21 protein-coding genes are annotated in these 23,128 nt (G+C 72.0%); 11 read left to right on the top strand and 10 right to left on the bottom strand.

The features are described 5' to 3' along the window. Positions 1 to 81 precede the first annotated feature (81 nt). Positions 82 to 1,470: an FAD-binding oxidoreductase gene (locus tag L3i22_RS27900; RefSeq protein ID WP_221320502.1), complete on the bottom strand. Its 1,389-nt coding sequence runs from the start codon at positions 1,468 to 1,470 to the stop codon at positions 82 to 84. Further along, a complete protein-coding gene (locus L3i22_RS27895) occupies positions 1,467 to 2,729 on the bottom strand; it encodes a glycosyltransferase (protein WP_221320501.1) in 1,263 nt (420 codons plus the stop codon). Before L3i22_RS27895 ends, L3i22_RS27900 begins: the two co-directional genes overlap by 4 nt. An 89-nt stretch (positions 2,730 to 2,818) precedes the next feature. Between L3i22_RS27895 and L3i22_RS27890 the strand changes: the two genes are divergently transcribed. The 5 genes from L3i22_RS27890 (at position 2,819) to L3i22_RS27870 (ending at position 7,014) form a co-directional block, all read left to right on the top strand. Further along, entirely contained in the window at positions 2,819 to 3,463 is a 645-nt protein-coding gene (locus L3i22_RS27890) for a TetR/AcrR family transcriptional regulator (protein WP_221320500.1), read from the top strand. Positions 3,464 to 3,633: 170 nt separating this feature from the next. After that, positions 3,634 to 4,671, top strand: a complete 1,038-nt coding sequence (locus L3i22_RS27885; RefSeq protein WP_221320499.1) for a hypothetical protein — start codon at positions 3,634 to 3,636, stop codon at positions 4,669 to 4,671. Positions 4,672 to 4,680: 9 nt separating this feature from the next. Then, complete coding sequence (locus L3i22_RS27880; protein WP_221320498.1) at positions 4,681 to 5,652, top strand: SIS domain-containing protein; 972 nt, start codon at positions 4,681 to 4,683, stop codon at positions 5,650 to 5,652. Positions 5,653 to 5,722: 70 nt separating this feature from the next. Beyond that, positions 5,723 to 6,220 (top strand): SigE family RNA polymerase sigma factor, encoded by a 498-nt coding sequence (locus tag L3i22_RS27875; protein ID WP_221320497.1) that lies wholly within the window; start codon positions 5,723 to 5,725, stop codon positions 6,218 to 6,220. Continuing rightward, positions 6,217 to 7,014 (top strand): hypothetical protein, encoded by a 798-nt coding sequence (locus L3i22_RS27870; protein ID WP_221320496.1) that lies wholly within the window; start codon positions 6,217 to 6,219, stop codon positions 7,012 to 7,014. Before L3i22_RS27875 ends, L3i22_RS27870 begins: the two co-directional genes overlap by 4 nt. A 5-nt stretch (positions 7,015 to 7,019) precedes the next feature. On the opposite strand, the gene L3i22_RS27865 is transcribed toward L3i22_RS27870, so the two are convergent. Continuing rightward, positions 7,020 to 8,051 (bottom strand): LacI family DNA-binding transcriptional regulator, encoded by a 1,032-nt coding sequence (locus L3i22_RS27865; RefSeq protein ID WP_221320495.1) that lies wholly within the window; start codon positions 8,049 to 8,051, stop codon positions 7,020 to 7,022. A gap of 138 nt (positions 8,052 to 8,189) precedes the next feature. Here L3i22_RS27865 and L3i22_RS27860 point away from each other — a divergent pair, with 138 nt between their 5' ends. From L3i22_RS27860 to L3i22_RS27845, 4 genes are read left to right on the top strand one after another with little or no spacing between them, the layout of a single operon-like run. Then, positions 8,190 to 9,491 (top strand): ABC transporter substrate-binding protein, encoded by a 1,302-nt coding sequence (locus L3i22_RS27860; protein ID WP_221320494.1) that lies wholly within the window; start codon positions 8,190 to 8,192, stop codon positions 9,489 to 9,491. After that, positions 9,491 to 10,402, top strand: coding sequence for a carbohydrate ABC transporter permease (locus L3i22_RS27855; RefSeq protein WP_221320493.1), 912 nt, complete (start codon positions 9,491 to 9,493; stop codon positions 10,400 to 10,402). The genes L3i22_RS27860 and L3i22_RS27855 overlap by 1 nt, the downstream gene beginning before the upstream one ends. Then, entirely contained in the window at positions 10,402 to 11,229 is an 828-nt protein-coding gene (locus tag L3i22_RS27850; RefSeq protein WP_255657179.1) for a carbohydrate ABC transporter permease, read from the top strand. Before L3i22_RS27855 ends, L3i22_RS27850 begins: the two co-directional genes overlap by 1 nt. 14 nt (positions 11,230 to 11,243) lie before the next feature. Continuing rightward, the gene (locus tag L3i22_RS27845) at positions 11,244 to 13,433 is read left to right on the top strand and encodes an alpha-L-rhamnosidase (protein WP_221320491.1); all 2,190 of its coding nucleotides are present in this window, start codon (positions 11,244 to 11,246) and stop codon (positions 13,431 to 13,433) included. A gap of 3 nt (positions 13,434 to 13,436) precedes the next feature. On the opposite strand, the gene L3i22_RS27840 is transcribed toward L3i22_RS27845, so the two are convergent. Both L3i22_RS27840 and L3i22_RS27835 read right to left on the bottom strand, forming a co-directional pair. Then, positions 13,437 to 14,657 (bottom strand): PHB depolymerase family esterase, encoded by a 1,221-nt coding sequence (locus L3i22_RS27840; RefSeq protein ID WP_221320490.1) that lies wholly within the window; start codon positions 14,655 to 14,657, stop codon positions 13,437 to 13,439. A gap of 86 nt (positions 14,658 to 14,743) precedes the next feature. Further along, positions 14,744 to 15,460 (bottom strand): hypothetical protein, encoded by a 717-nt coding sequence (locus tag L3i22_RS27835; RefSeq protein ID WP_221320489.1) that lies wholly within the window; start codon positions 15,458 to 15,460, stop codon positions 14,744 to 14,746. Positions 15,461 to 15,515: 55 nt separating this feature from the next. Between L3i22_RS27835 and L3i22_RS27830 the strand changes: the two genes are divergently transcribed. Further along, positions 15,516 to 16,991 carry a tetratricopeptide repeat protein gene (locus L3i22_RS27830; protein WP_221320488.1) on the top strand — a complete coding sequence of 492 codons (1,476 nt, stop codon included), beginning with the start codon at positions 15,516 to 15,518 and terminating at the stop codon, positions 16,989 to 16,991. A 185-nt stretch (positions 16,992 to 17,176) separates the two neighbouring features. Here the strand turns inward: L3i22_RS27830 and L3i22_RS27825 are convergent, their stop codons facing one another. The 5 genes from L3i22_RS27825 to L3i22_RS27805 form a co-directional block, all read right to left on the bottom strand. Next, complete coding sequence (locus L3i22_RS27825) at positions 17,177 to 17,503, bottom strand: hypothetical protein (RefSeq protein ID WP_221320487.1); 327 nt, start codon at positions 17,501 to 17,503, stop codon at positions 17,177 to 17,179. A 103-nt stretch (positions 17,504 to 17,606) separates the two neighbouring features. Next, positions 17,607 to 18,230, bottom strand: coding sequence for a hypothetical protein (locus L3i22_RS27820; protein WP_221320486.1), 624 nt, complete (start codon positions 18,228 to 18,230; stop codon positions 17,607 to 17,609). A 127-nt stretch (positions 18,231 to 18,357) separates the two neighbouring features. After that, the gene (locus L3i22_RS27815) at positions 18,358 to 19,959 is read right to left on the bottom strand and encodes a TM0106 family RecB-like putative nuclease (RefSeq protein ID WP_221320485.1); all 1,602 of its coding nucleotides are present in this window, start codon (positions 19,957 to 19,959) and stop codon (positions 18,358 to 18,360) included. A gap of 13 nt (positions 19,960 to 19,972) precedes the next feature. Further along, positions 19,973 to 20,518 carry a hypothetical protein gene (locus L3i22_RS27810; RefSeq protein WP_221320484.1) on the bottom strand — a complete coding sequence of 182 codons (546 nt, stop codon included), beginning with the start codon at positions 20,516 to 20,518 and terminating at the stop codon, positions 19,973 to 19,975. 37 nt (positions 20,519 to 20,555) lie between these two features. After that, the gene (locus tag L3i22_RS27805) at positions 20,556 to 21,458 is read right to left on the bottom strand and encodes an AEC family transporter (protein ID WP_221320483.1); all 903 of its coding nucleotides are present in this window, start codon (positions 21,456 to 21,458) and stop codon (positions 20,556 to 20,558) included. A gap of 73 nt (positions 21,459 to 21,531) precedes the next feature. On the opposite strand from L3i22_RS27805, the gene L3i22_RS27800 reads away from it, so the two are divergent. Continuing rightward, the gene (locus tag L3i22_RS27800; RefSeq protein WP_221320482.1) at positions 21,532 to 23,043 is read left to right on the top strand and encodes a DUF6461 domain-containing protein; all 1,512 of its coding nucleotides are present in this window, start codon (positions 21,532 to 21,534) and stop codon (positions 23,041 to 23,043) included. Positions 23,044 to 23,128: the final 85 nt, after the last annotated feature.

Genomic DNA, 23,128 nt, shown 5'->3' with positions numbered 1-23,128 from the left:
TGCGATCAATATGTTGAATCAACATTGACGGGTTGACTTGACTTCTCGACGCTGTGCAGTCAATACGTCAACACACGTCAATCAACTGTCGAAGCCGACACCGAAACGGTCGAGCAGTCGCAGCCATGCGCCACGCCGGCCGCCGTTCGCGTCGGCGCGGATCATCTGGTGCCGGGTCAGCGCCACCACCGGCCAGCGCACCGGCTCCGGCGGGAAAGGGATCCCGCGCCGCCGCACCATCGCCAACCGGGTCAGCTCGGACGGCTCGTCCCGCAGCAGGTCGAGCGCCACCCGCGCCCCGAACCGCGACGACGCCACCCCCAGCCCGGTGTACCCGACCGCGTAGGCCACCCGCCCACCGTGCGCGGTCCCGAAGATCGGCGTGAACCGGCTGGTCGAGTCGATCACCCCGCCCCAGCGGTGGGTGAACCGCACCCCTTCCAGCTGCGGAAACGTCGCGAAGAACTGCCGCGCCAGCAACTGATGGGTCGCGTCGCGCTGTTCATAGGACGCGTCGACCCGCCCGCCGAAGTGGTAGATCGCGTCGTACCCGCCCCACAGGATCCGCCCGTCGGCGGTTGGCCGGTAGTAGTGGAACTGGTTCCCGTTGTCGGTGAGCCCCTGTCGTTCCTCCCACCCGATCGACGCCCACTGGCTCGCCGACAGCGGCTCGGTGACCAGCACGTGGTCGTACACCGGCAGCACCCACGGCCGGATCCGGCGCAACGGCGCGGGAAACGCGTTCGTCGCGATCAGCACCTTCCCGGCCCGCACCGAGCCGGACCGGGTACGCAGCACCAGCCCGCCCCCGTCCCGCCGGATCCCCAGCACCGGCGACCGGTCGAAGCGCCGCACCCCGAGCCGCTCGGCGAGCCCGGTCAGCCCGTTCACCAGCGCGGCCGGGTCGACCAGCCCGCCGGAGTCGTGGATCCGCAGCCCGCCGAGGTAGGTCGCCGACCGCACGTCGGCCCGGGCCGCGTCGGCGTCGAGCAGGGTGACCCGGTCGCCGAGGCGCTCGTGCAGCGCGGCGAGCCCGGCCAGCTCGCCGAGGTGGTGCGGGGCCAGCGCGAACGTGGTCTTGCCGACCAGCCGCAGGTCCGCCTCGATGCCGTGGTCGGCGACCGTCTTGGCGATCTCGGCCAGGTTCCGCCGCCCGAGCTCGACCAGTCTCGGGAACTCGCCGGGCCAGCGGGCGATCCCGTGCCCGTGCCCGTGGGTGAGCGATTCGCTGAGGAAGCCGCCGTTGCGGCCGGACGCCCCGTAGCCGGCGTGCCGCGCCTCCAGCAGCAGCACGTCGGCGTCCGGGTCGTCCTGTTTGGCCTGCACCGCAGCCCACAGTCCGGTGAAGCCGCCACCGACGACGACCAGGTCGGCGGTGGCCCGGTCGGGGACCGGATCGGATATCTCCGGAGTGAACCGGGATGTCCAGAAAACCTCTGGAGCGGCGTCCCGGAGGGAAGAATCGGTCACGGAAGCTTCTCGATGAGGTCGGCCGCCTTGCGCAGGCCGTCCCGCTCCCGCACCGCCGCGCCGACGGCGGCCACCCGTTCGCGGAGTCCGAGCGCCGTCTCCACCGCCGCGAACAGCTCCTCGTCCCGGAACCTGTAGGTGTCGAGCCGCACCCCGAAGCCCAGCTCGTCCATCCGCTGCGCGTTGTCGTACTGGTCCCAGAACAGCGGCAGCAGCACCATCGGCTTCCCGAAGTGCAGCGCCTCGGTCGTCGTGTTGTTGCCGCCGTGCGTGATCACCGCGTCCACCTGCGGCAGGATCGAGGTCTGCGGCAGGAACTCGGCCCCGGACATGTTCGGCGCCAGCTCGATCTCGTCGTGCAGCGGCCCCTTCGACACGATGTAGCGGTGCGGGGTCTGCCCGAGCACCTCGATCAGCCGGCGCATCAGCGAGACGTCCGCGGACCCGAGCGAGCCGAGGCTGAAATAGATCAGCGAACCCTCGCCGGGAAGATCCGGGACGGTGAACGTCTCGTCGGTCTCCCGCACCGACGAGTCGAGCCGGTGCCACGACGGGCCCAGCGGCCGATCGGCGGTGTAGTCGGCCTCCGCCGGGTACACGTACAGGTTGAGCGCGCCCTCGTGGATGAACTCCAGGTCGGGCAGCGGGTCGGCGCCCTGGGCGACCACCCACTCGTTGAACGTCTCCCAGAGCGGGCGGTGCGTCCGGTCGTACTCGGCGAGGAAGTCGTCCCAGCCGGCGGGGTCGTCCTGCGGATAGCCGGAGAAGACCGGCGCGACCGACGAGCCCTTCACCTCCAGCGGGTTGCACGAGACGATCCGCACGAACGGCACGCCGGCCGTGGTCAGCGCCGGGAACGCCACCACGTTGTCCTCGACGATCACGTCCGGGCGGACCCGCTCGATGATCGCCTTCAGGTGGGGCTCGCAGTACCTCGCGCCGACGATCAGCTCCTCCCAGACCGGCTTGACCCAGGTCTCCAGCTGGTCGATCGTCGGTTTGCGGAACTCCGGCGCGGTGTCCCGGATGAAGTCCTTCCAGAACTGCCCGGCGTCCTGCTCGCCCTCGGCCGGCGGCGCCAGGTCGACCAGGTCCTCCTCGAAGCCGAGCGCGGTCAGCCTGCCCTTCCAGGACGCCTCGGCGGCGAACACCACCCGGTGCCCGCGCTGCCGCAGGATGTCTCCGATCCCGATGCAGTTGTTCGTCGGCCCGTAGGCGCTCTCGGGCATGAAGAGTATGGTCAGCTTGCGTTCGGGCATGAGCACTCCACCTGGCTCGAATCTGAATCAGAATTCAAATAGAGGTTCGCCCGTCCGTCAAGGGGAACCGAGGATCTTCAGGCAGGACGATGACGACTCCCCGAAAGCGCCGTGCGGACCGCCAGCAGGACCTGATCGAGGCGGCCCGGCGCGCGATGGTCCTGCACGGCACCGACGGCGTGCAGGTCAAGCAGGTCGCCGCCGAGGCCGGGCTGACCTCGGGCGCGGTGCTCTACCACTATGCCGATCTGCAGGACCTGCTGCTGGACGCGCACCACGCCGGCATGGAGCGCTTCTACGAGCAGCGGGTCCGGCGGATCGCCGAGGTGCCCGATCCGGTCGAGAAACTCGTGCTCACCGTCCGGTCCGGCCTGCCCAGCGGCTCGGACGACACCGACGTGCGGCTGCTCTGCGAGCTCGGCGGCGCGGCCGGCCGCAACCGGGTCTACGCCGCGCTGCTCACCACGCTCTTCGACCGCCAGGTGTCGATGTACCAGACGATCCTGGAGTCGGGCGTGGCGCGCGGCGTGTTCACGCTGACCGATACCGCCCTGACGATCGGCCGCAACCTGGTGGCGCTCGAGGACGCCTACGGCTACCGGATCGTGGCCCGGCACCCGACCATCGCCGTCGCCGACGCGGAGGAGCTGATCCTGAGCTACGCGCGCGGCGTCACCGGCAACCCGCTGCAGGTCACGCCGCGTCGGGCGGCGCGGGCCCGGGCGAAAGGCTGAGGTCCGCCGCCGGCGCGGCGTCCGCGGTGGTCCCGCTCGGATCAACTGCCTGCTTGGGTACGACGTCAGCCGCGCCCCACCCGCACGCGGAAACCAGCCCGTACGGTGGCCTGGTAGTTTGCACCTCGATCTGAATCGGAGTTCAGCAAACCGGCGGGGAGAGGGGATCGATGGGCACATCGACGGAGTCCGCGGACCTGGTCCGGGTGATCGCCTCCGGCGCGGACGCGCAGGCGCCCGACGAGCTGCGGCGGTTCGCCGGGCCACCGCTGGTGCTGCCGCGCCCGGCGGTGGAGCGGCCGATCACCGTGGACCAGACGCACCGGTCGGTCGTGGTGGCCGAGCACGCCGTGGTGAAGTGGCTGACACCCCCGCTCCCGGCGCCGCATCGTGCCCCGCAGCTGCTCGCGCACCTGGCCGAGGTGGGCTTCACCCGGACCCCGCGGCCGTACGCCGCCCTCTACCGCGGCGACGACCTGCGGGCCCTGGTGGTCGGGTTCCTGCCCGGGGCGCTCGACGGCTGGGACTGGGCGACCGACGACCTGCTCGCCGAGCTGGCCGGGGGGCCCGCGGCCGCCGTCGGGGCGGTGCTCGGCGCGCTGGCCGCGGAACTGCACGTCGCGCTGGCCACCCCGTCGCCGGTGCTGCCCGCGCCGGTCGGCACCGCGGGCGTGGACGGCTGGCTGGCCCAGGGCCGGCGGGCGATCGACGACGCCCTGACGCTGGTCGACGGGCCGGACGGCGCCTGGCTCGCCGCGCGGGCGGACCGGATCCGCGCCGACCTCGCGCTGCCGGCGGCCGTCACCGCCGTGCAGCGCCTGCACGGCGACCTGCACGTGGGGCAGATCCTGCGGTGGGACGGCGGCTACGCGGTGATCGACTTCGACGGGAACCCGACCGCCCCGCAGGACGTGCTCGAACCGGCCGCGCGGGACGTCGCCCAGCTGCTGACCAGCGTCGAGCACGTGGCCGCGATCGCCAACAAGCGCACCGCCCACGCCCACGCCGGCGCCGTCCGGGACTGGATCGCGCGGGAGCGGGCGGCGCTGCTGGACGCGTACCGGCCGGTGGCCGGCGCGCTCTTCGACGAGGCGCTGCTGACCGGCTTCGAGACCGCGCAGGAGTGCCGTGAGCTGGTGTACGCGGCGCGGTTCCTGCCGCGGTGGCGCTATGCGCCGATGGAAGTCCTGCGCCGCCGCTACCCCTGAGGAGAACCGATGGATCCGACGCTGTTCCTGCGGGACCTGGAACAGAAGCCGGCGTCGCTGCTGGCCCTGGCCGAGACGCTGGACGCGGGCGATCCGTTCGCGGGGCTGACGCCGTACCCAAGACGGGTTTTGATCTTGGGAATGGGCAGTTCGCGGTACGCGGCCCGGGTCGCCGCCCTGCGGCTGCGCGCCGCCGGGATCGACGCCTGGGCGGAGTACTCGTCGGCCGGGGCCTCGCTGCCGCCGCGGCCGGACACCCTGGTCGTGACGATCTCGGCGAGTGGCGGGAGCCGCGAGACCGTCGAGGCGACCGCGCGCTACCGCGGGATCTCGCCGATCGTCGCGCTGACCAACGCGGACGGCGCGCCGATCGCCGAGGGGGCCGCGCTGACCGTGCCGATGCTGGCCGGCGTGGAGCGGGGCGGGGTCGCCTGCCGGAGTTTCACGCACACGCTCGCGCTGCTGCTGACCCTGGCCGGGCGACTGACCGGCGGCGACCGATCGAAACCGGTCGCGGAGCTGTGCCGGCGGGCCGCCGAGGCGACCGCCCACCTGCTCGACGACCGGCGGTCCTGGCTGCCGGCGGCCCTCGAGGTGCTGGACGGGCCGGACGGCGTCCACACGATCGCGCCGGCCGAGCGGATCTCGTCGGCCGAGCAGTCCGCGCTGATGGTCCGTGAAGGGCCGCGCCGCCGGGCCGACGCGACCGAGACCGGGGACTGGGCGCACGTCGACGTGTACCTGACCAAGACCCTCGACTACCGCGCGCTGTTGTTTCCCGGCTCCCGCTACGACGAGCAGGCCATGGAGTGGATCCGGCAGCGTGGCTCCCGGTTGCTCGCGGTCGGCGCGCCGGTGGCCGGCGCGGCCGCGGTGATCCGCTACCCGCACGACGACGACCCGGACGTCCGCCTGCTCACCGAGACCCTGATCGCCGAACTCGTCGCCGCGACCTGGTGGGCGGATCCGCCCACCGCCTGATGCAACCCCGCCGGCCCCCGGTTCCGTCGTGCCAGGGGAAGCTGCCGGGAGCAGCGGAGCGGGAGGACGAGTGGACAGGTCCGAGGAGGACGAGTTCCGGGCGTTCGTCGGGGCCCGGATGGAACGGTGGCGACGCGCGGCCTACCTGCTGTGCCACGACTGGCATCTGGCGGACGACCTGGTGGCGACGGTCGCCGGCAAGCTGTATCGGCACTGGCGGCGGGTCTCCACGGCGGACAATCCCGATGCGTACGCGCAGCGGGTCCTGACCACGGCCTGGATCGACGAACGTCGCCGGCCGTGGCGGCGCGAGCATCCGGCGGACGAGCTGCCCGACCCCGGGTGGACGCCACCGGACCGGGCCGGTGACCGGGAGCAGATGGTCGAGCTGCTGCGGCAGCTCGGGCGGCGGCAGCGCGCGGTCGTGGTGCTGCGCTTCTACTTCGACCGGTCGATCGAGGAGACCGCGGAGCTGCTCGGCATCTCCGCGGGAACGGTCAAGAGTCAGTCGGCGCGCGCCCTGGAGCTGCTGCGCGCCCTTTCGTTGGCGAAGGAGAGCCCGCGATGACGCAGGAGATGCTGGACCGCCTGATCGGCGCGGCGCCGCCGTCGACCGTGGACCTGGACGCGGTGATCGTGCGGACCCGCCGGAAGCAGCGGTTCCGCCGGGCGGCGGCGAGCGGGGCGGCGGCCCTGGCGGTCGTCGCCGTGGTGGCCGGGGTGACCCTGACCGGCGGCGGGGAGCACCGGGCGGATCCGGTCGTCCAGCCGCCCGCGGCGACCCCGTCGCCGGCCGCCCCGGTGTCGCTGATCGAGGAGGACACCCCGGCCGGCCGGGAACGGACCCTGGGGCGGCTGCGGGTCGCGCTGGAGGCGGCGACGGAGAAGCACGCCGCCGGCACGAAGTGGATCTACATGCCGGACGTGCCGGGGGAGAAGCGGGATCCGGACGGGCACCCCAGGATGTGGCTCGACAAGGACCCGGTGTCGTTCGAGGGGCGCTCCGGGATCACCGGGCAGGGTCGCAAGGGCGGCCTGTACGTGTCGTTGCGCCCGGCCGGGTGCTCGGGCGGGCGGTCCTGCCGCCCGCTGTACGAATGCGCGGGCGCCGGCGTGCCGGTCTGCTCGGCGACCCGGACCGGCGACGGGCTGACGCTCGTGCACTACGTGGACGAACCCGGCAAGGGCTGGGTCTTCTACGGGGCGGACGTGCTGCTCCGGGACGGCGAGCACGCGCTCGCGCTGTCCGCGGTGAACTACTTCGGCGGCGACGGCAGCCCGGCGGTCGCCCCGGTCCCGGTCCTGACCCGCGCCCAGGTCGACGCGATCGCCACCGACGTGGCCCTGGCGCTGAGCGAGTAGCCCGCTCAGGCAGGGCGGGAGGAGCCGCGGATCTTGAGGGTCGGGGTGGCGGTGTAGTTGCGGGGCTCGGTGCGGCCCTGCAGGCGTTCCAGGAGCATCGTCGCGGCCTGGGCGCCCATCTCCGGGCCGGCCTGGTCGACCGAGGTGAGGTCGATCAGGGGGTGGGCGGCCAGGTCGGTGTTGTCGTAGCCGATCACCGCGACCCGGCCGTGCAGGCCGGCGGCGGCGAGTTCGGCCAGGACGCCGAGGGCGATGTCGTCGTGGCCGGCGAAGATCGCGGTCGGTGGCTCCGGGTGGGCGAGCAGCTCGGCGGTGGCGGCGCGGGACAGGTCGGGGCTGTCCTCGCGGCGGGCGACCTGGATCAGGTCGCCGAGGCCGGCCTCGGTCATGCAGGCGCGGTAGACCTCGAGGCGGATCGCGTGCGGGGTGGCGGAGCCGGGCTCGGTGACCGGCTCGGCCTCGGTCAGGTGGGCGATCCGGCGGTGGCCCAGGGCGAACAGGTGGTTCATCACCATCCGTGTTCCCGCGATGTCGTCGCCGACGACCGTATCGTAGCCGCGCGGCGTGTCGTGGCGGCCGAGCATCACCACCGGGACCCGGGCGGCCAGCTCCTCCAGCCAGTCCAGGTCGACCAGCGGGGAGACCGCGATGATGCCGTCGACCAGGCCGTCGGCGAGCGACTCGATGGTCCGGTAGGCGGGGGCGTCGGTCCCGTACTTCGGGCCGTCGGCCGGGGCCAGGACCAGCTGGTACGGCGTGCCGGTGAGCGCGCTGGTGGCGCCCTCCACGATCTGGGTCATGAAGCGGGCGCTGACGTGCGGGATCTCCAGGCCGAGCCGGTAGCTGGAGCCCCGCAGGGCGCGGGCGGCGACGCTCGGGCGGTAGCCCAGCTCCTCGATGGCGGCCTCGACCCGGGTGCGCATGGCGGGGCTCACGCCGTACGCATTCCGGATGACCTTGGAGACCGCGGCCCGGGAGACGCCCGCCGTTTCGGCAACATCACTGATCGTGACGGACCGGCCCTTCGTGATCGACATGTCCGGAAGTGTAGACCGTTCTCCGCATCTTGAAACGTTTCGTTTTGTGTCTTGTGCACGTCGTGTAGATCGGTCTACCGTGACCGCCATCACTTCTCGGAGACCGATCTACACACACGTTCGAAACCGGAGGTTCACATGAGGCTCAGTGCCGCGGTCCTGCTGGCCGGCGTGCTCACGGTGTCGGGTTGCAGCGCCGGCTCGCTCGGTTCGAGCAGCGACGCGAACGGCAAGACCCCGATCACCTTTCTCACCAACAACGATCCCGCCAACGTCAAGGTCGCCGAGGCGGTCATCGCCGCGTTCGAGGCCAGGAACACCGATATCGACGTCAAGCTCGACACCCGCCCGCAGGGCAGCGAGGGCGACAACCTGGTCAAGACCCGGCTGGCCACCGGCGACATGGCCGACGTCTTCGAATACAACTCCGGCTCGCTGTTCCAGGCGATCGCCCCGCAGACCAACCTGACCCCGGTCAGCGGCGAGTCCTGGGTCGGCGACCTGGATCCCACGTTCAAGCAGGTCGTCACCGCGAACAACGAGGTGTACGGCTCGCCGTGGCAGAACATCACCGGCGGCGGCATCTTCTACAACAAGCCGCTGTACGCCAAGCTCGGCCTGCAGGTGCCCAAGACCTGGGCCGACTTCATGGCCAACAACGCCAAGCTCAAGGCGGCCGGGGTGGCGCCGGTCGAGCAGACCTACAGCGAGACCTGGACCTCGCAGGTGCTGGTGCTCGCCGACTTCCACAACGTGTCGGCCGCCGACCCCGGCTTCGCCGACAAGTACACGAACAACCAGGCGAAGTTCGCCACCACCCCGGCCGCGCTGGCCGGCTTCCAGCACCTCGAGGAGCTGAAGAAGGCCGGGTACTGGAACTCGGACTACGCCTCGGCCAAGTACAACGAGGGCCTGGCCGCGGTCGCCACCGGCAAGGCCGGGCACTACCCGATGATCACCTTCGGCGTCACCGCGATCTCGACGGCCGCCCCGGACAACGTCAACGACGTCGGCTTCTTCGCGCTGCCCGGCACGGACGCCGCGAAGAACGGCGTCACGCTCTGGGAGCCGTCCGGCATCTACATCCCGAAGACCACCAAGGACGCCAAGCTCGGCGCGGCCAAGAAGTTCCAGGCGTTCCTGGCGTCCGCGGACGGCTGCGCGGCCGAGGCGAGCGCGACCCCGGTCGGCGGCCCGTTCGCGGTCAAGACCTGCAAGCTGCCGGACAACGTGGCGCCCGCGGTCAAGGACCTCAGCGCGTACGTCGACGCCGGCCAGGCCAGCCCGGCGCTGGAGTTCCTGTCGCCGATCAAGGGCCCGGCGCTGGAGCAGATCACCGTCGAGGTCGGCTCCGGCATCCGGAACGCCCCGGCCGGCGCGAAGCTCTACGACGAGGACGTCAAGAAGCAGGCCCAGCAGCTCGGGCTCCAGGGCTGGTGATGGCCACCCTCACCGAGCCGTCCGCGGTGGCGACGCGCGATTCGTCGCCACCGCGGGACCGGCGGAAAACGTCGTACCCCTATTGGTTCCTGATTCCCGGCGGCGTGATCTTCGCCGTCTTCTTCCTGGTCCCGTCGGTGATGGCGTTCTGGTTCAGCCTGACCCGCTGGACGCTGTTCGACCAGGAGTTCATCGGCCTCGACAACTACGTGCAGTTCTTCAGGGAGCCGGCGCTCGCCTCCGGGCTGTGGCACACGCTGATCTACGCGGTGGTCACCTGCGGGCTGAAGGTCGTGCTCGGAATGGCCCTGGCCGTGCTGCTGACCGGGCCGATCCTGGGCCGCGGGTTCATGCGCTCGGTCGCGTTCTTCCCGGTGCTGGTCAGCACGATCGGCGTCGGGCTGACCTTCCAGGTGCTGATGCACCCGACCCGGGGTGTCCTCAACCAGGCGCTCGACCTGGTCGGGATCACCGGGCCGGCCTGGCTGGCCGACCCGAGCTGGGCGCTGCTGTCGGTCGCGCTGGTCGACGTCTGGCAGGGCGTCGGGCTGGCCACGGTGATCTACATGGCCGGCATCCTGTCCATCCCCGGCGAGTACTTCGAGGCCGCCCGGATGGACGGTGCCGGCGCCTGGCAGCGGTTCCGCAACGTCACGCTGCCGCTGGCCAGGCCGGCCACGATCTCGGTGATCCTGCTGTCGCTGATCGGCGGGCTGCGCAAGTTCGACCTGATCTGGGCGATGACCAAGGGCGGGCCGGGCTTCACCTCGGACGTGATGGCGTCGGTGGTCTACAAGCAGTACCAGGCCGGCTTCTACGGCCTCTCCACGGCCGGCAACGTCGTGCTGTTCCTGCTGGTCATCCTGCTCGTGCTGCCGCTGTTCTGGTTCTTCAACCGCAAGGAGTCATGATGACGCAGCGACGCTCGTGGCTCCTGAGCAGCTTCTCGATCATCCTGTTCGGGGTGGTCTTCCTGATCCCGTTCGCGTTCATCCTGCTGACCGCGTCGAAGACCCAGCAGGACGCGGCGTTCCTGCAGTTCTCCTGGCCGACGCAGTGGGCGTTCGTCCAGAATCTGCAGGCCGTCTTCGAGGCGCGGGACTACCTGCTGATCGTCGCGTTCATCAACTCGACGATCCTGACCGTGGTCAGCGTCGCGGTGGTGGTGGTCCTGGCCGCGATGGCCGCGTTCGTGCTGGAGCGGCGCAGGTCGCGCTGGACCAGCGGGCTCAACCTGGTCATCCTTTCCGGCCTGGTGATCCCGCCGGCCGTGGTGCCGACGATCTGGGTGCTGCAGAAGACCGGGCTGTTCAAGACCATGCCGGGACTGATCCTGGTGGAGATCGCGTACGCGATGGCGTTTTGTGTCCTGCTCTTCCAGGCTTTTATCGCCGGCATCCCGCGGGAGCTGGACGAGGCGGCGACGATCGACGGGGCCGGGCCGCTGAGCCTGTTCTTCCGGGTGGTGTTCCCGCTGCTGCGCCCGATCATCGTGACCGTCGTGGTGGTCCAGAGCGTGTTCATCTGGAACGACTTCGCCAGCCCGCTCTACTTCCTGCCCGGGGACGAGAACGCCACCGTGCAGCTGACCCTGTTCAACTTCCAGGGCCAGTACACCAACTCCTACAACCTGCTGTTCATGGACATCCTGCTGGTCACGATCCCTCCATTGATCATGTTCGCGGTGTTCCAGCGACAGATCGTGTCCGGCATGGTCGCCGGCTCCGTCAAGGGCTGAAAGGTTTCACAACAATGCGTCAATGGACTGCGCGGATGATCAGCCCGGCCGTCGAGCTGGGCAGCGCGCCCCTCTTCCGTACCGAAGTCGCGCTGGGACCCGGCACGATCGCCCGGGCCACCCTGCGGATCAGCAGCCTCGGCGTGCACGAGGCGCGGATCAACGGCCGGCCGGTCGGCGACGACGTGCTCAGCCCGGGCTGGAGCTCCTACGAGCACCGGCTGCGCTACCTCAGCCACGACGTCACCGGCCTGCTCGCCGCCGAGAACGTGATCACCGTGCTGGTCGGCAACGGCTGGTACCGGGGGCGGCTCGGGTTCATGGGCGGGCGGGCCTTCTACGGCGACCGGCTCGGCCTGATCGCGGAGCTCGACGTCACGTTCACCGACGGGAGCCGGCGGGTGTTCGGCACCGACGAGACGTGGACCGCCGGCGGGTCCGACGTGCTCGCCGACGACCTGTACGACGGGATGACCATCGACGCCCGGCGGCGCGGCGGTACCCCGGAGTGGTCGCTGCCGGTGCGGGTGCTCGACTTCGACCGGGGGCGGCTCACGCCGTACGTCGGCCCGGTGGTGACCCGGCAGGAGAGCGTGCCGCCGGCGAAGGTCTGGACCTCGCCGGCCGGGCGGACCCTGATCGATTTCGGGCAGAACCTGGTCGGCTGGGTGCGGTTCACGGTCACCGGGCCGGCCGGGACGGAGGTCCGGGTACGGCACGCCGAGGTCCTGGAGGACGGCGAGCTCGGGGTGCGGCCGCTGCGCGACGCCCAGGCGACCGACCGGTACCTGCTCAGTGGCGGCGCCGACTTCTTCGAACCGACGATGACCTTCCACGGCTTCCGGTACGCCGAGATCACCGGCGTGGACGCGGTCGACGACCTGGAAGCGGTGGTCGTGCACTCGGCGATCCGCCGGACCGGCACCTTCGAGTGCTCCGACGAGCTGCTCAACCAGCTGCACCGCAACGTCGTGTGGAGCACCCGGGGCAACTTCCTGGACCTGCCCACCGACTGCCCGCAGCGCAACGAGCGGCTCGGCTGGACCGGGGACATCGCGGTGTTCGCGGCGTCGGCGGCCTACCTGTTCGACGTCGGGTCGTTCCTCGCCGACTGGCTCGCCGACCTGGCCGCCGAGCAGAAGGCGGCCGGCGGGCTGGTGTCCTTCGTGATCCCGGACATCCTGAAGTTCCAGCCGCACCCGCCGGAATTCCCGGACCCGGACAGTACGGCGTTCTGGTCGGACGCCGCGGTGTGGGTGCCGTGGGCGCTCTGGCAGGCGTACGGCGACCGCGCGATCCTCGAGGACCGGTACGACTCGATGACCGCGCACGTCCGCCGGGTCCGCACCCTGCTCTCGCCGACCGGGGTGTGGGACGCGTCGTTCCAGTTCGGGGACTGGCTCGACCCGGACGCGCCGCCGGACGGGCCGGCCAAGGCCAAGGCCGACCCCGGGGTGGTGGCGACCGCGGCGTACTACCGGTCGCTGTCGATCGTCGCCGAGGTGTCCGGGCTGCTCGGGCACGCGGCGGACGAGGCCGAGTTCCGGTCGCTGGCCGCCGACGTGCGGGCGGCGTTCAGCACGGAGTACGTCGGGGCGGACGGGGTGATCCGGTCGGACTGCGCCACGGTCTACACGCTGGCGATCGTCTTCGGCCTGCTGCCGCCCGCGCGGGAGGCGGCCGCGGGGGAGCGGCTGGCGGCGCTGGTGGCCGAGAGCGGGTACCGGGTGTCGACCGGGTTCGCCGGGACGCCGTACATCACCGACGCGCTGACCCGGACCGGGCACCTGGACGCGGCGTACCGCCTGCTCCTGGAGAAGGAGTGCCCGTCCTGGCTGTACCCGGTGACGATGGGCGCGACCACGATCTGGGAGCGCTGGGACTCGATGCTGCCGGACGGGACGGTCAACCCGGGGGAGATGACCAGCTTCAACCACTACGCCCTCGGGGCGGTCGCGGACTGGATGCACCGGACCGTCGGCGGGATCGCGCCGCTCGAACCCGGATACGCCCGGGTCCTCGTCGCGCCGCGCCCCGGTGGCGGGCTGACCTGGTGCCGGTCCGCTCTGGACACCCGGCACGGCCGGATCGAGGTGGACTGGGAGATCGTCGACGGGGTGCTCCAGGTCGACGCGCGGCTCCCCGAGGGGGTGACCGGGGTGCTGTCGCTGCCCGGGCAGCCGGACGTGGAGCTGCCGGGCTGACGGTCATCGCCGGCGGGCCATCCACTGCCAGACGTGGGTGCCGTGGACGGCCGGGGCGTTGCGGGCCACGTAGATCCACGACCAGTGGCCGGGGAACTGATGGTCGTTCCAGATCACGTGGTCGTAGAGGCTGACCAGCGACCGCGGGATCAGCTCGTGGGCGTGGACGGTGTTGGCCAGCGGGTCGACCGTGTCGTCGTCGAGGGACGCGACCAGCCAGGTCGGCGTGCTGATCCCGGCCAGGGCAGGGTCCGGGATCAGGTCCTCGACGACGCCGCAGATCGGGACCGAGGCGGCGAACAGGCGCGGGTAGACGGTGGTCATCTTCAGGCTCATGTAGCCGCCGTTGCTGCACCCGGCGACGTAGATCCGGTCCGGGTCGACGTGGTGCCGCCGGGAGACCTCGGCGACGATCGCGCGGATCTGCGGGGCGAACCGGTCGCCGTCCTCGATCCAGTACGACGTGCTCTGCGGGGCGACCACGTAGGCCCCGGCGAAGATCCGCTGGGCCTCCGGGGTGGCGAACCCGAGCGCCCCGCGGTTCGCCCGCAGCGTGGTCTCGTTGTCGTAGTAGCCGTCCGGGAGGGAGGCGCCCTCGCCGCCGCCGTGCAGCCAGACGATCAGCGGGCGGCGGCCGCGCGCCTCGGCCGGCGAGTACAGCCGGTACTTCAGGCCGGCGCCGGAGACGTGCTGGCCGAACGCGTCGACCTCCGGGTTCGCCAGCCGTCCCTGGGTGAACCGGCTGATCGTGAGCGGGCGGCCGGTGCGCAGCACGAGCGGTTTCCGCTGCGTGATCGTGTATTCGAGGTCGAGGCGGACGTTGCGGCCCCGGCTCGCGATGTAGCCCAGGGTGCCGCCGCCGAGCTGGCCCTCCGCGTAGCTCAGGCCCAGGACGATGTCGCCGTGGCGGTCGAGGCGGGCGCTGGTCACCGGGCGGTCCAGGTCGTACTCGGAGAAGATCTGATCTCCGTCCGCGATCGGAATCGGACTCGTCGCCTTGGCGTGCACGGTGAAGCTGCCGGTGGTGAGGCCGGCCGGGGCGATCGGGCCGAGCTTCCCGGTGCCCAGGGTGAGCGAGACGACCTGCTCGCCGCCGTCGAGAGTCTCCGCGTCCAGCCGGAACGTGACGGCGGTGGGCGCCGCGGCCTGGGCGAGGCCGGGGACGAGGGCGCCGGCGGCGGCGCCCGCGCCGGCGGTCAGGACTGTGCGGCGACTGATGGACATGGACCCGCCCTTCGGATGGGCCGCCCGATTGCAGCGACGTCTGTCGATGCAGGCAACGTAACGCCGCCGAAATCTCCGCGCAACAGTCAGCCCGGGACGACCCGTGCGCGGCCCCGGCCCCGCCGATGCGCGGCGCCGGACCGTCGTGCCTCGGCCGCCGGGAGCGGCACCAGCCCGAGGTAGTGCAGCTTGAACCGCACGCTGCGCCCGGTCCGCCGCAACTCGGCGGCGATCTCGTCCACCTCGGCCCCCTCGCCGTGCCGGCGAACCGCGAGCGCCACCTCCGCCGGCGTCCACCGGCCGTGCCGCGGCGCCACCGCGTCGAGCAGCAGCCGGCCGACCAGGGCCAGGTCGGCGCCGGGCAGATGCCCCTGGACGTGCGCGATCACCCGCCCGTCGCGGTCGGCCCCGGTGATCTCGACGGCCAGCCCGTCCGGCTCGGGCGCCAGGGTCAGGTCGTAGCGCCGCTCGCCGGGCTCCTCGGGCCGGGCCGCCGGCGGTGCGGGCGGCCAGCGGGCCAGGCGCCGGGCGGCGGCGACCTCGGGCCCGAACAGCTCCCGCTCCACCGCGCGGGTGGCATAGCAGGACGTCTCGTCGTCCAGGAAATACCTGACCAGGCCGGGTGTGGCGGCCACGATCCCGGCCATCCGGACGACCAGCGCCTGCCCGGCGAAGGGACTGCGCCACCCGGGATCACCGGGACCGGGCCGGAACGTCAGGATGGATTCGCCGTCGGGTGGGTGACCGGCGGGGTCACCGTGCCAGTGCCCCGCCTCGTCGCGGAACGCGTAGATGAGAGCCATGCCGACACCGTAGAAGCCCCCACCGACATTTTGCCGGCCCCTAGAATCTCGGCTCGTGACGACGACACCGAGTCCGGTCGATGTGGCATTCGCGCTCCTGCGGGAGGGGCGCCTGGTCGATGCCGAGAGCCTGATGTCCCGGGAGCTGCGCTCGGCCGCCGACAAGCACGGCACGGGCAGCCCGGCGTGGGCCTCGGCCCAGTGCGACCTCGGCAACGTCCTGCTCAACGCGGACCAGCTGGACCGGGCGATCGAGTGCTACCGGCAGGCCGCGTCGGCGCCGCCGCGGGACCACGAGACGCACAAGGACCAGCTGACGTACCGGATGAATCTCGGCATGGCGCTGCGGCTGGCCGGCCGGCTGGACGAGGCCGAGGCGTCGCTGCGGGAGGGTGTCCAGGAGCGGCTGGCGTTCTACGGCCGGGAGCACGCCGGGTACGCCTTCGGCCTCGAACCCCTCGCCGACCTGCTGCTCGAACGCGGCGACGGGGCGCGGGCCCGCCAGGTCGTCGAGGAGGCGGTGGCGAACTTCTGGCGCAACGGGCACGCCCGGGTGGCGACCGCGCTGGCGCTGCGGGCGGCGATCGTGCACGCCGGCGGCACCGGTGAGCCGCTGTTCGTCGGCCTCGACCAGCTGCCGGACCCGGTCGTCGAGGAGCTCGCGGGCGCCGTGGTGACCCGGCTCGACCACGCCGACCCGGCGTCGAAGGAGCTGCTCGCCGCCCTGATCGACGCGGTCGGGACCAGGCTGGGCGCGGATCACCAGGCGACGCTGAACGCGCTGTCCGCGCTGGCGAACCTGAGCAGCGACCTCGGCGACCAGTCCGGCCGGGTCGAGGCGATCGAGCGGGTGCTCGACTCCTACGACCGGCAGGGGCGGCTGGAGGACGCGGTGACGGCCGCGCTCGGGCTGGCGATGGCGCAGAGCGAGACCGGCGACGACGACGCGGCGCTGCGGACCTACGAGGCCGCCTACCGCCGGGCGGATCAGGTCGGCCGCCCGGAGCTGCAGAGCCAGGTGCTGCGCAACTGGGGCCTCGCCCTGAACGAGCTCGGTAGCACCGCGCCCGCGGAGTACCGGCTGACCGCGGCGCTGACCCAGGCCCGCCGCGGCGCCGATCACGAGACGGTCGGCCGGGCGTTGGTCGCGCTCGGCCTCTTCTTCCAGCACGAGGCGCGGCTGCCGGAGGCGCAGCGGGTCCTCGAGGAGGGCCTGCCGCTGCTCGGGCCTGCGCACCCGGACGCGCTCGCCGGCCGCAGCCACCTCGGCGCCGTCCTCGACGGCCGGACCTGCGGCTGCGGCGACATGCCGGGCACGATCGCCGACGCCTTCCGCGAGTTCGTGCTCACCCGCCTGCCCACGGACCTGCTCGAACGCCTCGACGTGACGATCGAGGACGGCGAATTCAAGATCGGCGTCCACCTGCGCCGCGAACCCACCGAAACCGAGCTGGAACGCCTCAACGCGGTCTTCCGGAGCGCCCACGCGGAGTTCCGCCGCAGCCTCCAGCAACCCCGCTACGCAGGATAGACGAAGATCAAATTCAGCATTTCCCACGCTGCGGCCAATAACTGATCGTCGCTCCCGCGGGGACCCTTCCGGGCCTCGCAGGGCGCGGGGCGCCCAAAACGCGAGACCCTCCAGGGCGACGTCCGAGGGTGGTTGCGGTGCCAAAAACCCGGGCGGAGCGATGGTGCGGGAATCGCTGTTCGACGTCACCACCAGTTGAGGAAGGCCTGGGGTGCGCGGTACCAGTTGTAGAGGAACGAGCCGAGCAGGAGCAGGCCGATGATCAGCTGGATGGCGGCCTGCAGGGACAGGTCGGCCGCGCGGGCCGGGTCGGTGGCGCGGCGGGCGCGGGCGGCCGTCCACACCGACTGGCCGAAGGCGATGACCGGCACCGCCAGCCAGGCCCAGGCGAAGAGCGTGAGCTCGATCCGGCCGGCGCCGGCCGCGATCGCGGTGAGCAGCAGCGCCAGGAGATAGCCGGCGAGCACGAGCCGCGCCGTGCGCTCGACGAGGGGCTGACGGACGGTCACCATGGGCGTCTCCGGTTCGCTCGGGTCTGGCCTCCGGGCTTACGGCACGAGCGGTGGCGTGTCAACGGGCGGCACCCGGCCGTCGGGCCGGGCGCCGCCCGTCACGTCACGATCGGGGCGTGACGATGCAGGTGGCGCACGGCGGCGGGCCAGCGGAGTTCTGGGTGGTGAGGACCCACCACTGCGCGGGCGCGGCCGGGCTACGCAACTTCGAGGTGTAGACGCGGTAGCCGCCACCGGCGTACGGGTTCTGGTCCGAGGCGCTCAACAGCCACTGGGTGTTCTCGTACTTGGACCTGTTGATGAACTCGATCGGGCCGCCACTGCCCAGGGTCCACTTGTGGCCGTCGACGTCCGACTGGCGGGCGGTGTAGACGGCGTGGATGCCCTCGACGCCGAGCAGCGGGGAGCCGTTCGCGCTGAGCTCCCAGTAGTAGCCGTCGTCCTTCACCCAGCTGGTGACCTTGTCGTCCAGACCGCCCACGTTGACCTGCCACCACTGGTGCGTGGTGGCCGGGTTACAGGTGGTCAGGTACACCTGATGGGTCACGCCGCCGGCCGGCGAGGTGGCCAGGTTGGTGCTGAGACACTTGCCGTAGACCTCGCTCTTGATCATCCAGTAGCCGTAGCCGGCCGCGCGCGCCGGGCGAGCCACCGCGAGCGTGCCGGCCAGCAGGCCGAGCAGGATCGCGAAGGTCAGAAGCCTGGACCGCTGCGACAGGAGCCGCATCCCCGTGAATGTCACACTTCGCCTCTCGTCAATGGTTGAAGATCAACCACAAGGGACGATGCCCCAGTCGGACGGGACCGGGAATGCTCCGGGGAACGGCAGGATCATGAATACCGGGTGAACGCGCTCACAGACCCGCGAGCCATTGCCGGACGGCGAGCGTCGCCCGTACGTCGTCCTCGTTGTAGTCCAGCAGGCGCCGCGCCGCGTGCTGGTCCCCGGCGCGGGCCGCGCGGTGCCAGTCCTGGGACTGCCGGCCGCCCGGGTCGTCGTCGCGCCAGTGGAAGCCGGCGCCGTGCACCGCGACCGTCTTCAGGCCCAGCCCGGCCCGCGAGTCGACCGCCGCGCGGACCAGCGGAAACACGTCGATCCAGCGGTCCGGGTGCCGGCTGCCGGGCGGGAGCGGGCCGAAGCGGCGGGCCCGGGTCCGCTCCGGCGCGGTGTAGTGGAAGACCAGCGTCCCCTCGGGCAGCTCGGCGAGCCGGGTGAGGCAGCGCCGGGCCAGCTCGGCCTCCGCCGCGTCGCTGCTCACGGCCGGGTCGAAGAACGCCTCGTAGCGGCTGGTCCCGCCGGACGTGATCAGCAGGCCCCAGAGGTAGACCCGGTCGTCCTCGCCCCACTCCACGTCCAGGTCGACCTCGACGTCCGCGCGCGGGACCACCGGCAGCGGCCCGTCCTTGAGCCGCAGGACCAGGCCGTCCCGGGACAGCTGGGCGGAGATCGCCGCCTTGTGCAGGCGGTGCCGGCGCTGGGCCAGGTGGGCCACCTCGGTGCCGTACGGCCCGGCCAGGACCGCGGTGGGATCGCTGGCGGCCAGCGAGGCGACCGTGCTGATCCCGCTGCCCTGCAGCGCCAGGTACTCCCGGACGCTCAGCGTGCCGCGCAGCTCCCGGCTCAGGTCGGCGCCGGGCAGCTCGTCGACGCAGACCGGCGCCCACTTGCAGGTGGTGCACTCGGCCTGCCCGATCGGCACGACCAGCGGGGCCGGGTCGTCGGGGGCGCCGGTGCGCTGCCGGGCGACGGTGGCGATCCGGACCCGGAAGTCCTGTTCGTGGTCGTAGCGGTCGAGCGCGCTGCGCCGGGCCTTGCCGAGGCTGCGGGAGAACGTGACGAACCGGGGCAGCGCCAGGTCGTACCAGGTGAATCCGTCGGTCCCGACGATCGCGCCCCAGGGCGCGGCGGCCTGGTGGCCGCAGGCCGCCAGCATCCGCCAGTAGTGGGCGAGCTGCAGCAGGTCGTTCTCGTGCGCCTTCGCGCCGGCGTCGGTGAGCCGCGCGGCGTCCGCCAGCGCCGGCGACTCCAGCGTGCTGACCACCGCGTCGACGCCCTTGGTGAGCACCTGGTGGGCCTTGATGTCGCCCGGGTGGTAGCCGCCGGCGGCGGCCCGCAGCAGCAGGTCCGGCTTGCCGGTGCGGTGCCCCGGCACGTCGTCGGGCAGGCGGCCGCCGACGATCACCGTGGCGCCGGCCCGCATCGCGCCGATCGTCGCGCCGATGTGGGTGCGCTTGTCGCCGTCGAGGTCGTTCAGGTCGACGTAGCCCGGCAGGTCCAGCGTCGCCCACTCGGCGAGCACGGACGCCTCGAAGGCGATCCCGGTGTCGAACAGCTGCCGCAGCGCGGGCGGGACGACGGTGTCGACCCGGGGCACGGTGGCGTCGTGCTCGTTGTGCACGGCGCGCGGGCAGGACTTGGCGGCGTACCCGCCGAGGAGCACCGGCCCGTTGATCACGTGACCAGCGTAGTCACTCCGCGGGGCTGATCGAGATCACGGTGAGCCGGATGCCCGCCGCGGCGGCCCGGCCGACCAGCTCCGCCCCCAGCGCCTCGTCGAGGCCCGCCGGGCAGTTCCACCACCCGGTCAGCTCGTCGTCGCCGGGGAACAGCAGGTCGCAGTTGGTCCAGCCGCCGGCGAACGGGAACGAGAACAGCACCTTGGTCAGCCGGTCGACGAGCGCCGAGGTGACCGGCCGGGCGGCCAGCCCGATCTGGATCCGGCGCTTCTCCGGCAGGTCCTCGTACGTGTCGGCCACGTCCAGCGCCGCGTGCTCGCTGAGCACCGCGGCGACGATCCGGTGCAGGCCGTTGAGGACGTCGCCCTCGGCCGGCTCGACCACGATCGGCTCCCGGAAGTCGCCGTGCTCCAGCAGCTCGGCCCGGAGCAGGTCGACGATCCGGGCGTCGTCCGGGTCGGCCAGCAGGTCGGGGATCGCCCGCTTCCAGGTATCCCCGCCGACCGGCGGCCGGTACGTGGCGAGGACCTCGCTGAGCGGCATCCGGCGTACGGTCACGCCAAAAAGGCTGTCACGCCATGGTCGCATTGACCATTCACCAAAAGGAGAACAGAAATGTCACCGATAGGAGGACCGGGGCGCAGGCCGCAGTGGTGAGGAAGATGGTGTCCCGGGCCAGAATCAGGCCGGTGCCGAACCGCTGACCATACAGGTAGACATTTTGCGCGGTGGGCAGCCCGGCGAGCACTGTCACGGCGTACACCTCGAATGGGGGTAATCGCAACGTGATCGCCAACAGGAAGGCGATCAGCGGCATCGCCGCGGTTTTCAGCACGACCGCGAGGATTGTCGTCCGCCGGTCCGGCCCGGGCGCGAGAACGCGACGGCCGGAAAGCGACATGCCAAAGGCGATCAACACCATCGGTACGGCGGCCTGACCGATCGTGACCAGCGGTTCGAGCACCGTCGACGGCATCCGCAGCCCGGTCACCGCCACGACCGCGCCGAGCAGGGTGGCCACGATCAGCGGGTTGCGCAGCGGGGCGGCCAGCGTGGCCCGCAGCGAGGTACGCCCGGTCGTGCCCAGTTCCAGCAGCGTGAGCGCGACCGGCGTGACGATCAGCAGCTGCAGCATGATGATCGGGATGACCAGGGTGGCGTCGCCGAGCACGTACGTCGCGATCGGGATCCCGATGTAGTTCGCGTTGACGTAGCCGGCCGCGAGCGGCCCGAGCACCCCGCGATCGCGCACGATCAGCGCGTACAGCCCGGAACAGATCACCGCGGCGGCGGCCGAGACCAGCAGTGGTTCGCTGAACAACGCGGAAAGGTCGGCGCGTGCGACACCGGTGAACAACAGGCACGGATTGAGCACCAGCCAGACCACCCGGGCCAGCACCGCCTCGGCGTTCTCCGGCAGCCCGGCGAAGCGCCGCAGACCCCATCCGGCCAGCACGATCACGCCGATCAACAGGAATCCGGAGAGTGCCGAAAGCATGATCGGCCACGCTATCGGGCGAGGATCGATCGATTCGACTCCGGGGCCCGGCGGCGAACCGTACGGTGACCGGGTGGGTGACGAGGCGGCCGAATACTACGACCGGATGCTGGTGGACGCGGAATGGGGCGAGGCGTTCTGTCTGACCTTCGTCCGGAGCCTCGACGACGCCGCGCTGATCACCGCGTTCGGCGGTGATCCCGAGAAGATCATGCAGCCCGCCGACCTCGCGCAGGTGCTGGACACCTTCCGGTACGGCGACGAGCCCGCCACTCTGGTCGTCGCGACCGTCGCCGCCTGGCACGTCGGCATCGAGATCAACGGGGACCAGGGCGCCCGCTCCGAGGTGCTGCGCCGGCTCGCCGCGGCCGGCGACGGCACCGCGCTGAGCGTGGTCCGCGACATCAACGGGCGCTCCGAGCTCACCTACGTCACCGGCGACCGGACCCAGCTGGTCCTCGACAGCCTCCGCCCGGAGCGGCGCTCCGGCTCGGCGCCGGAGGTGCTCGACGCGCTGCTGGCCGGGCTGCCGTTCGGCTACCGCGACGACGTCATCCCGGAGGCGGCCGCGCTCGCGCTCGCCGAGCGGGTCACCGGCGTCCGCCTGCCGTTCGACCTGATGGAGCAGGACCTGCCCGGGGTGGTCCTGACCGTGGTCCCGGACGATCTCGTCCCGGAGGGCGGCCAGGGGCTGGCCGCGCTGGACCACCCGTTCGTCCGGCGGATGCTCGCCGCGCCGATCCCGGAGAACGTGCCGGCGATGGTGGCGTTCCGGACCCGCCTGATCGCCGAGGACGCCGGGCTGCTCGGCGAGCCCGCGGTACGGGAGATCCTCGACGCGCTCGCCGCGGACCGGCCGCCCGCGCCGGAGGTCCGGGGCCGGCTCCGGGAGCTGCACGAGCGGCTCACCGGGGAGTTGCAGGCGATGAACGCGGTGCAGGACCTCGCGGCCGCGGCGTTCCCCGGCGACGACCCGATGGAGCGGTTCGCGACCGCGTACGCGATCCGGGACAGCGACCGCAGCCTGCAGGCCGTGGTGCTGCGGCGGTGCGCCCGGCACGCCCTGCGCGGCACCGCGCCCGCCCGGCCGGCCCGGGCCCCGGCGCCGACCGCCGCGCGGCGGACGCCCGGGAACCCCGGCGCGTACGACGCGGTGGCCAAGGAGTTCGCCGCCTGGCAACCGGAGAAGCAACGCAGCGTGACGCGCTGGCTGGCCCGGCGCGCGTTCGAGGTGGCCGGCCTGGACACGCTCGACTGGGCGCGGCCGGCCCTGGAGGCGCTGGACAAGGGCGAGCCGCTGCCGTTCCCGGACCGCCGCGCGGTGTTCCGGCTGATCTCCGCGGCCGCCCTGGTCACCGCGACCACCGGCCTGCCGCTGGATCAGCTGGAGAACCGGCTCACCGAGCAGCAGCGCGCCGACCTGCGGGAACGCATCGATCGGGCGCCGATGGCGGTGATCACGATCTTCAATACGGCACACGCCGATCCGGCGCAGGCGCTGGCCGACACGTACACCACCGCGCTGGAGACGTTCGACGGGCGGGCCGAGGACCTGCTCGCCGAGCTGCGCGCCGAGTTCTGCTGAGTCGCCACGCATCGAGTCACGGGGTCGTGACAAATCCCGGGAGATGGATGCTGTCCACTGCGGACGCGCCCGGGCATATTACGAT

The sequence above is a fragment of the Actinoplanes sp. L3-i22 genome, from assembly GCF_019704555.1.
GTDB lineage: Bacteria > Actinomycetota > Actinomycetes > Mycobacteriales > Micromonosporaceae > Actinoplanes.
The sequence above is the reverse complement of the archived record's forward strand: the minus strand, read 5'-3'. Positions and strand labels throughout refer to the sequence as shown.

Bases quoted from the DNA above. Each gene is read 5' to 3' on its own strand.
- L3i22_RS27895 (WP_221320501.1), bottom strand. From the start codon at position 2,729: ATGCCCGAACGCAAGCTGACCATACTCTTCATGCCCGAGAGCGCCTAC.
- L3i22_RS27890 (WP_221320500.1), top strand. From the start codon at position 2,819: ATGACGACTCCCCGAAAGCGCCGTGCGGACCGCCAGCAGGACCTGATC.
- L3i22_RS27885 (WP_221320499.1), top strand. From the start codon at position 3,634: ATGGGCACATCGACGGAGTCCGCGGACCTGGTCCGGGTGATCGCCTCC.
- L3i22_RS27880 (WP_221320498.1), top strand. From the start codon at position 4,681: ATGGATCCGACGCTGTTCCTGCGGGACCTGGAACAGAAGCCGGCGTCG.
- L3i22_RS27870 (WP_221320496.1), top strand. From the start codon at position 6,217: ATGACGCAGGAGATGCTGGACCGCCTGATCGGCGCGGCGCCGCCGTCG.
- L3i22_RS27865 (WP_221320495.1), bottom strand. From the start codon at position 8,051: ATGTCGATCACGAAGGGCCGGTCCGTCACGATCAGTGATGTTGCCGAA.
- L3i22_RS27860 (WP_221320494.1), top strand. From the start codon at position 8,190: ATGAGGCTCAGTGCCGCGGTCCTGCTGGCCGGCGTGCTCACGGTGTCG.
- L3i22_RS27855 (WP_221320493.1), top strand. From the start codon at position 9,491: ATGGCCACCCTCACCGAGCCGTCCGCGGTGGCGACGCGCGATTCGTCG.
- L3i22_RS27850 (WP_255657179.1), top strand. From the start codon at position 10,402: ATGACGCAGCGACGCTCGTGGCTCCTGAGCAGCTTCTCGATCATCCTG.
- L3i22_RS27845 (WP_221320491.1), top strand. From the start codon at position 11,244: ATGCGTCAATGGACTGCGCGGATGATCAGCCCGGCCGTCGAGCTGGGC.
- L3i22_RS27840 (WP_221320490.1), bottom strand. From the start codon at position 14,657: ATGTCCATCAGTCGCCGCACAGTCCTGACCGCCGGCGCGGGCGCCGCC.
- L3i22_RS27835 (WP_221320489.1), bottom strand. From the start codon at position 15,460: ATGGCTCTCATCTACGCGTTCCGCGACGAGGCGGGGCACTGGCACGGT.
- L3i22_RS27825 (WP_221320487.1), bottom strand. From the start codon at position 17,503: ATGGTGACCGTCCGTCAGCCCCTCGTCGAGCGCACGGCGCGGCTCGTG.
- L3i22_RS27820 (WP_221320486.1), bottom strand. From the start codon at position 18,230: ATGCGGCTCCTGTCGCAGCGGTCCAGGCTTCTGACCTTCGCGATCCTG.
- L3i22_RS27805 (WP_221320483.1), bottom strand. From the start codon at position 21,458: ATGCTTTCGGCACTCTCCGGATTCCTGTTGATCGGCGTGATCGTGCTG.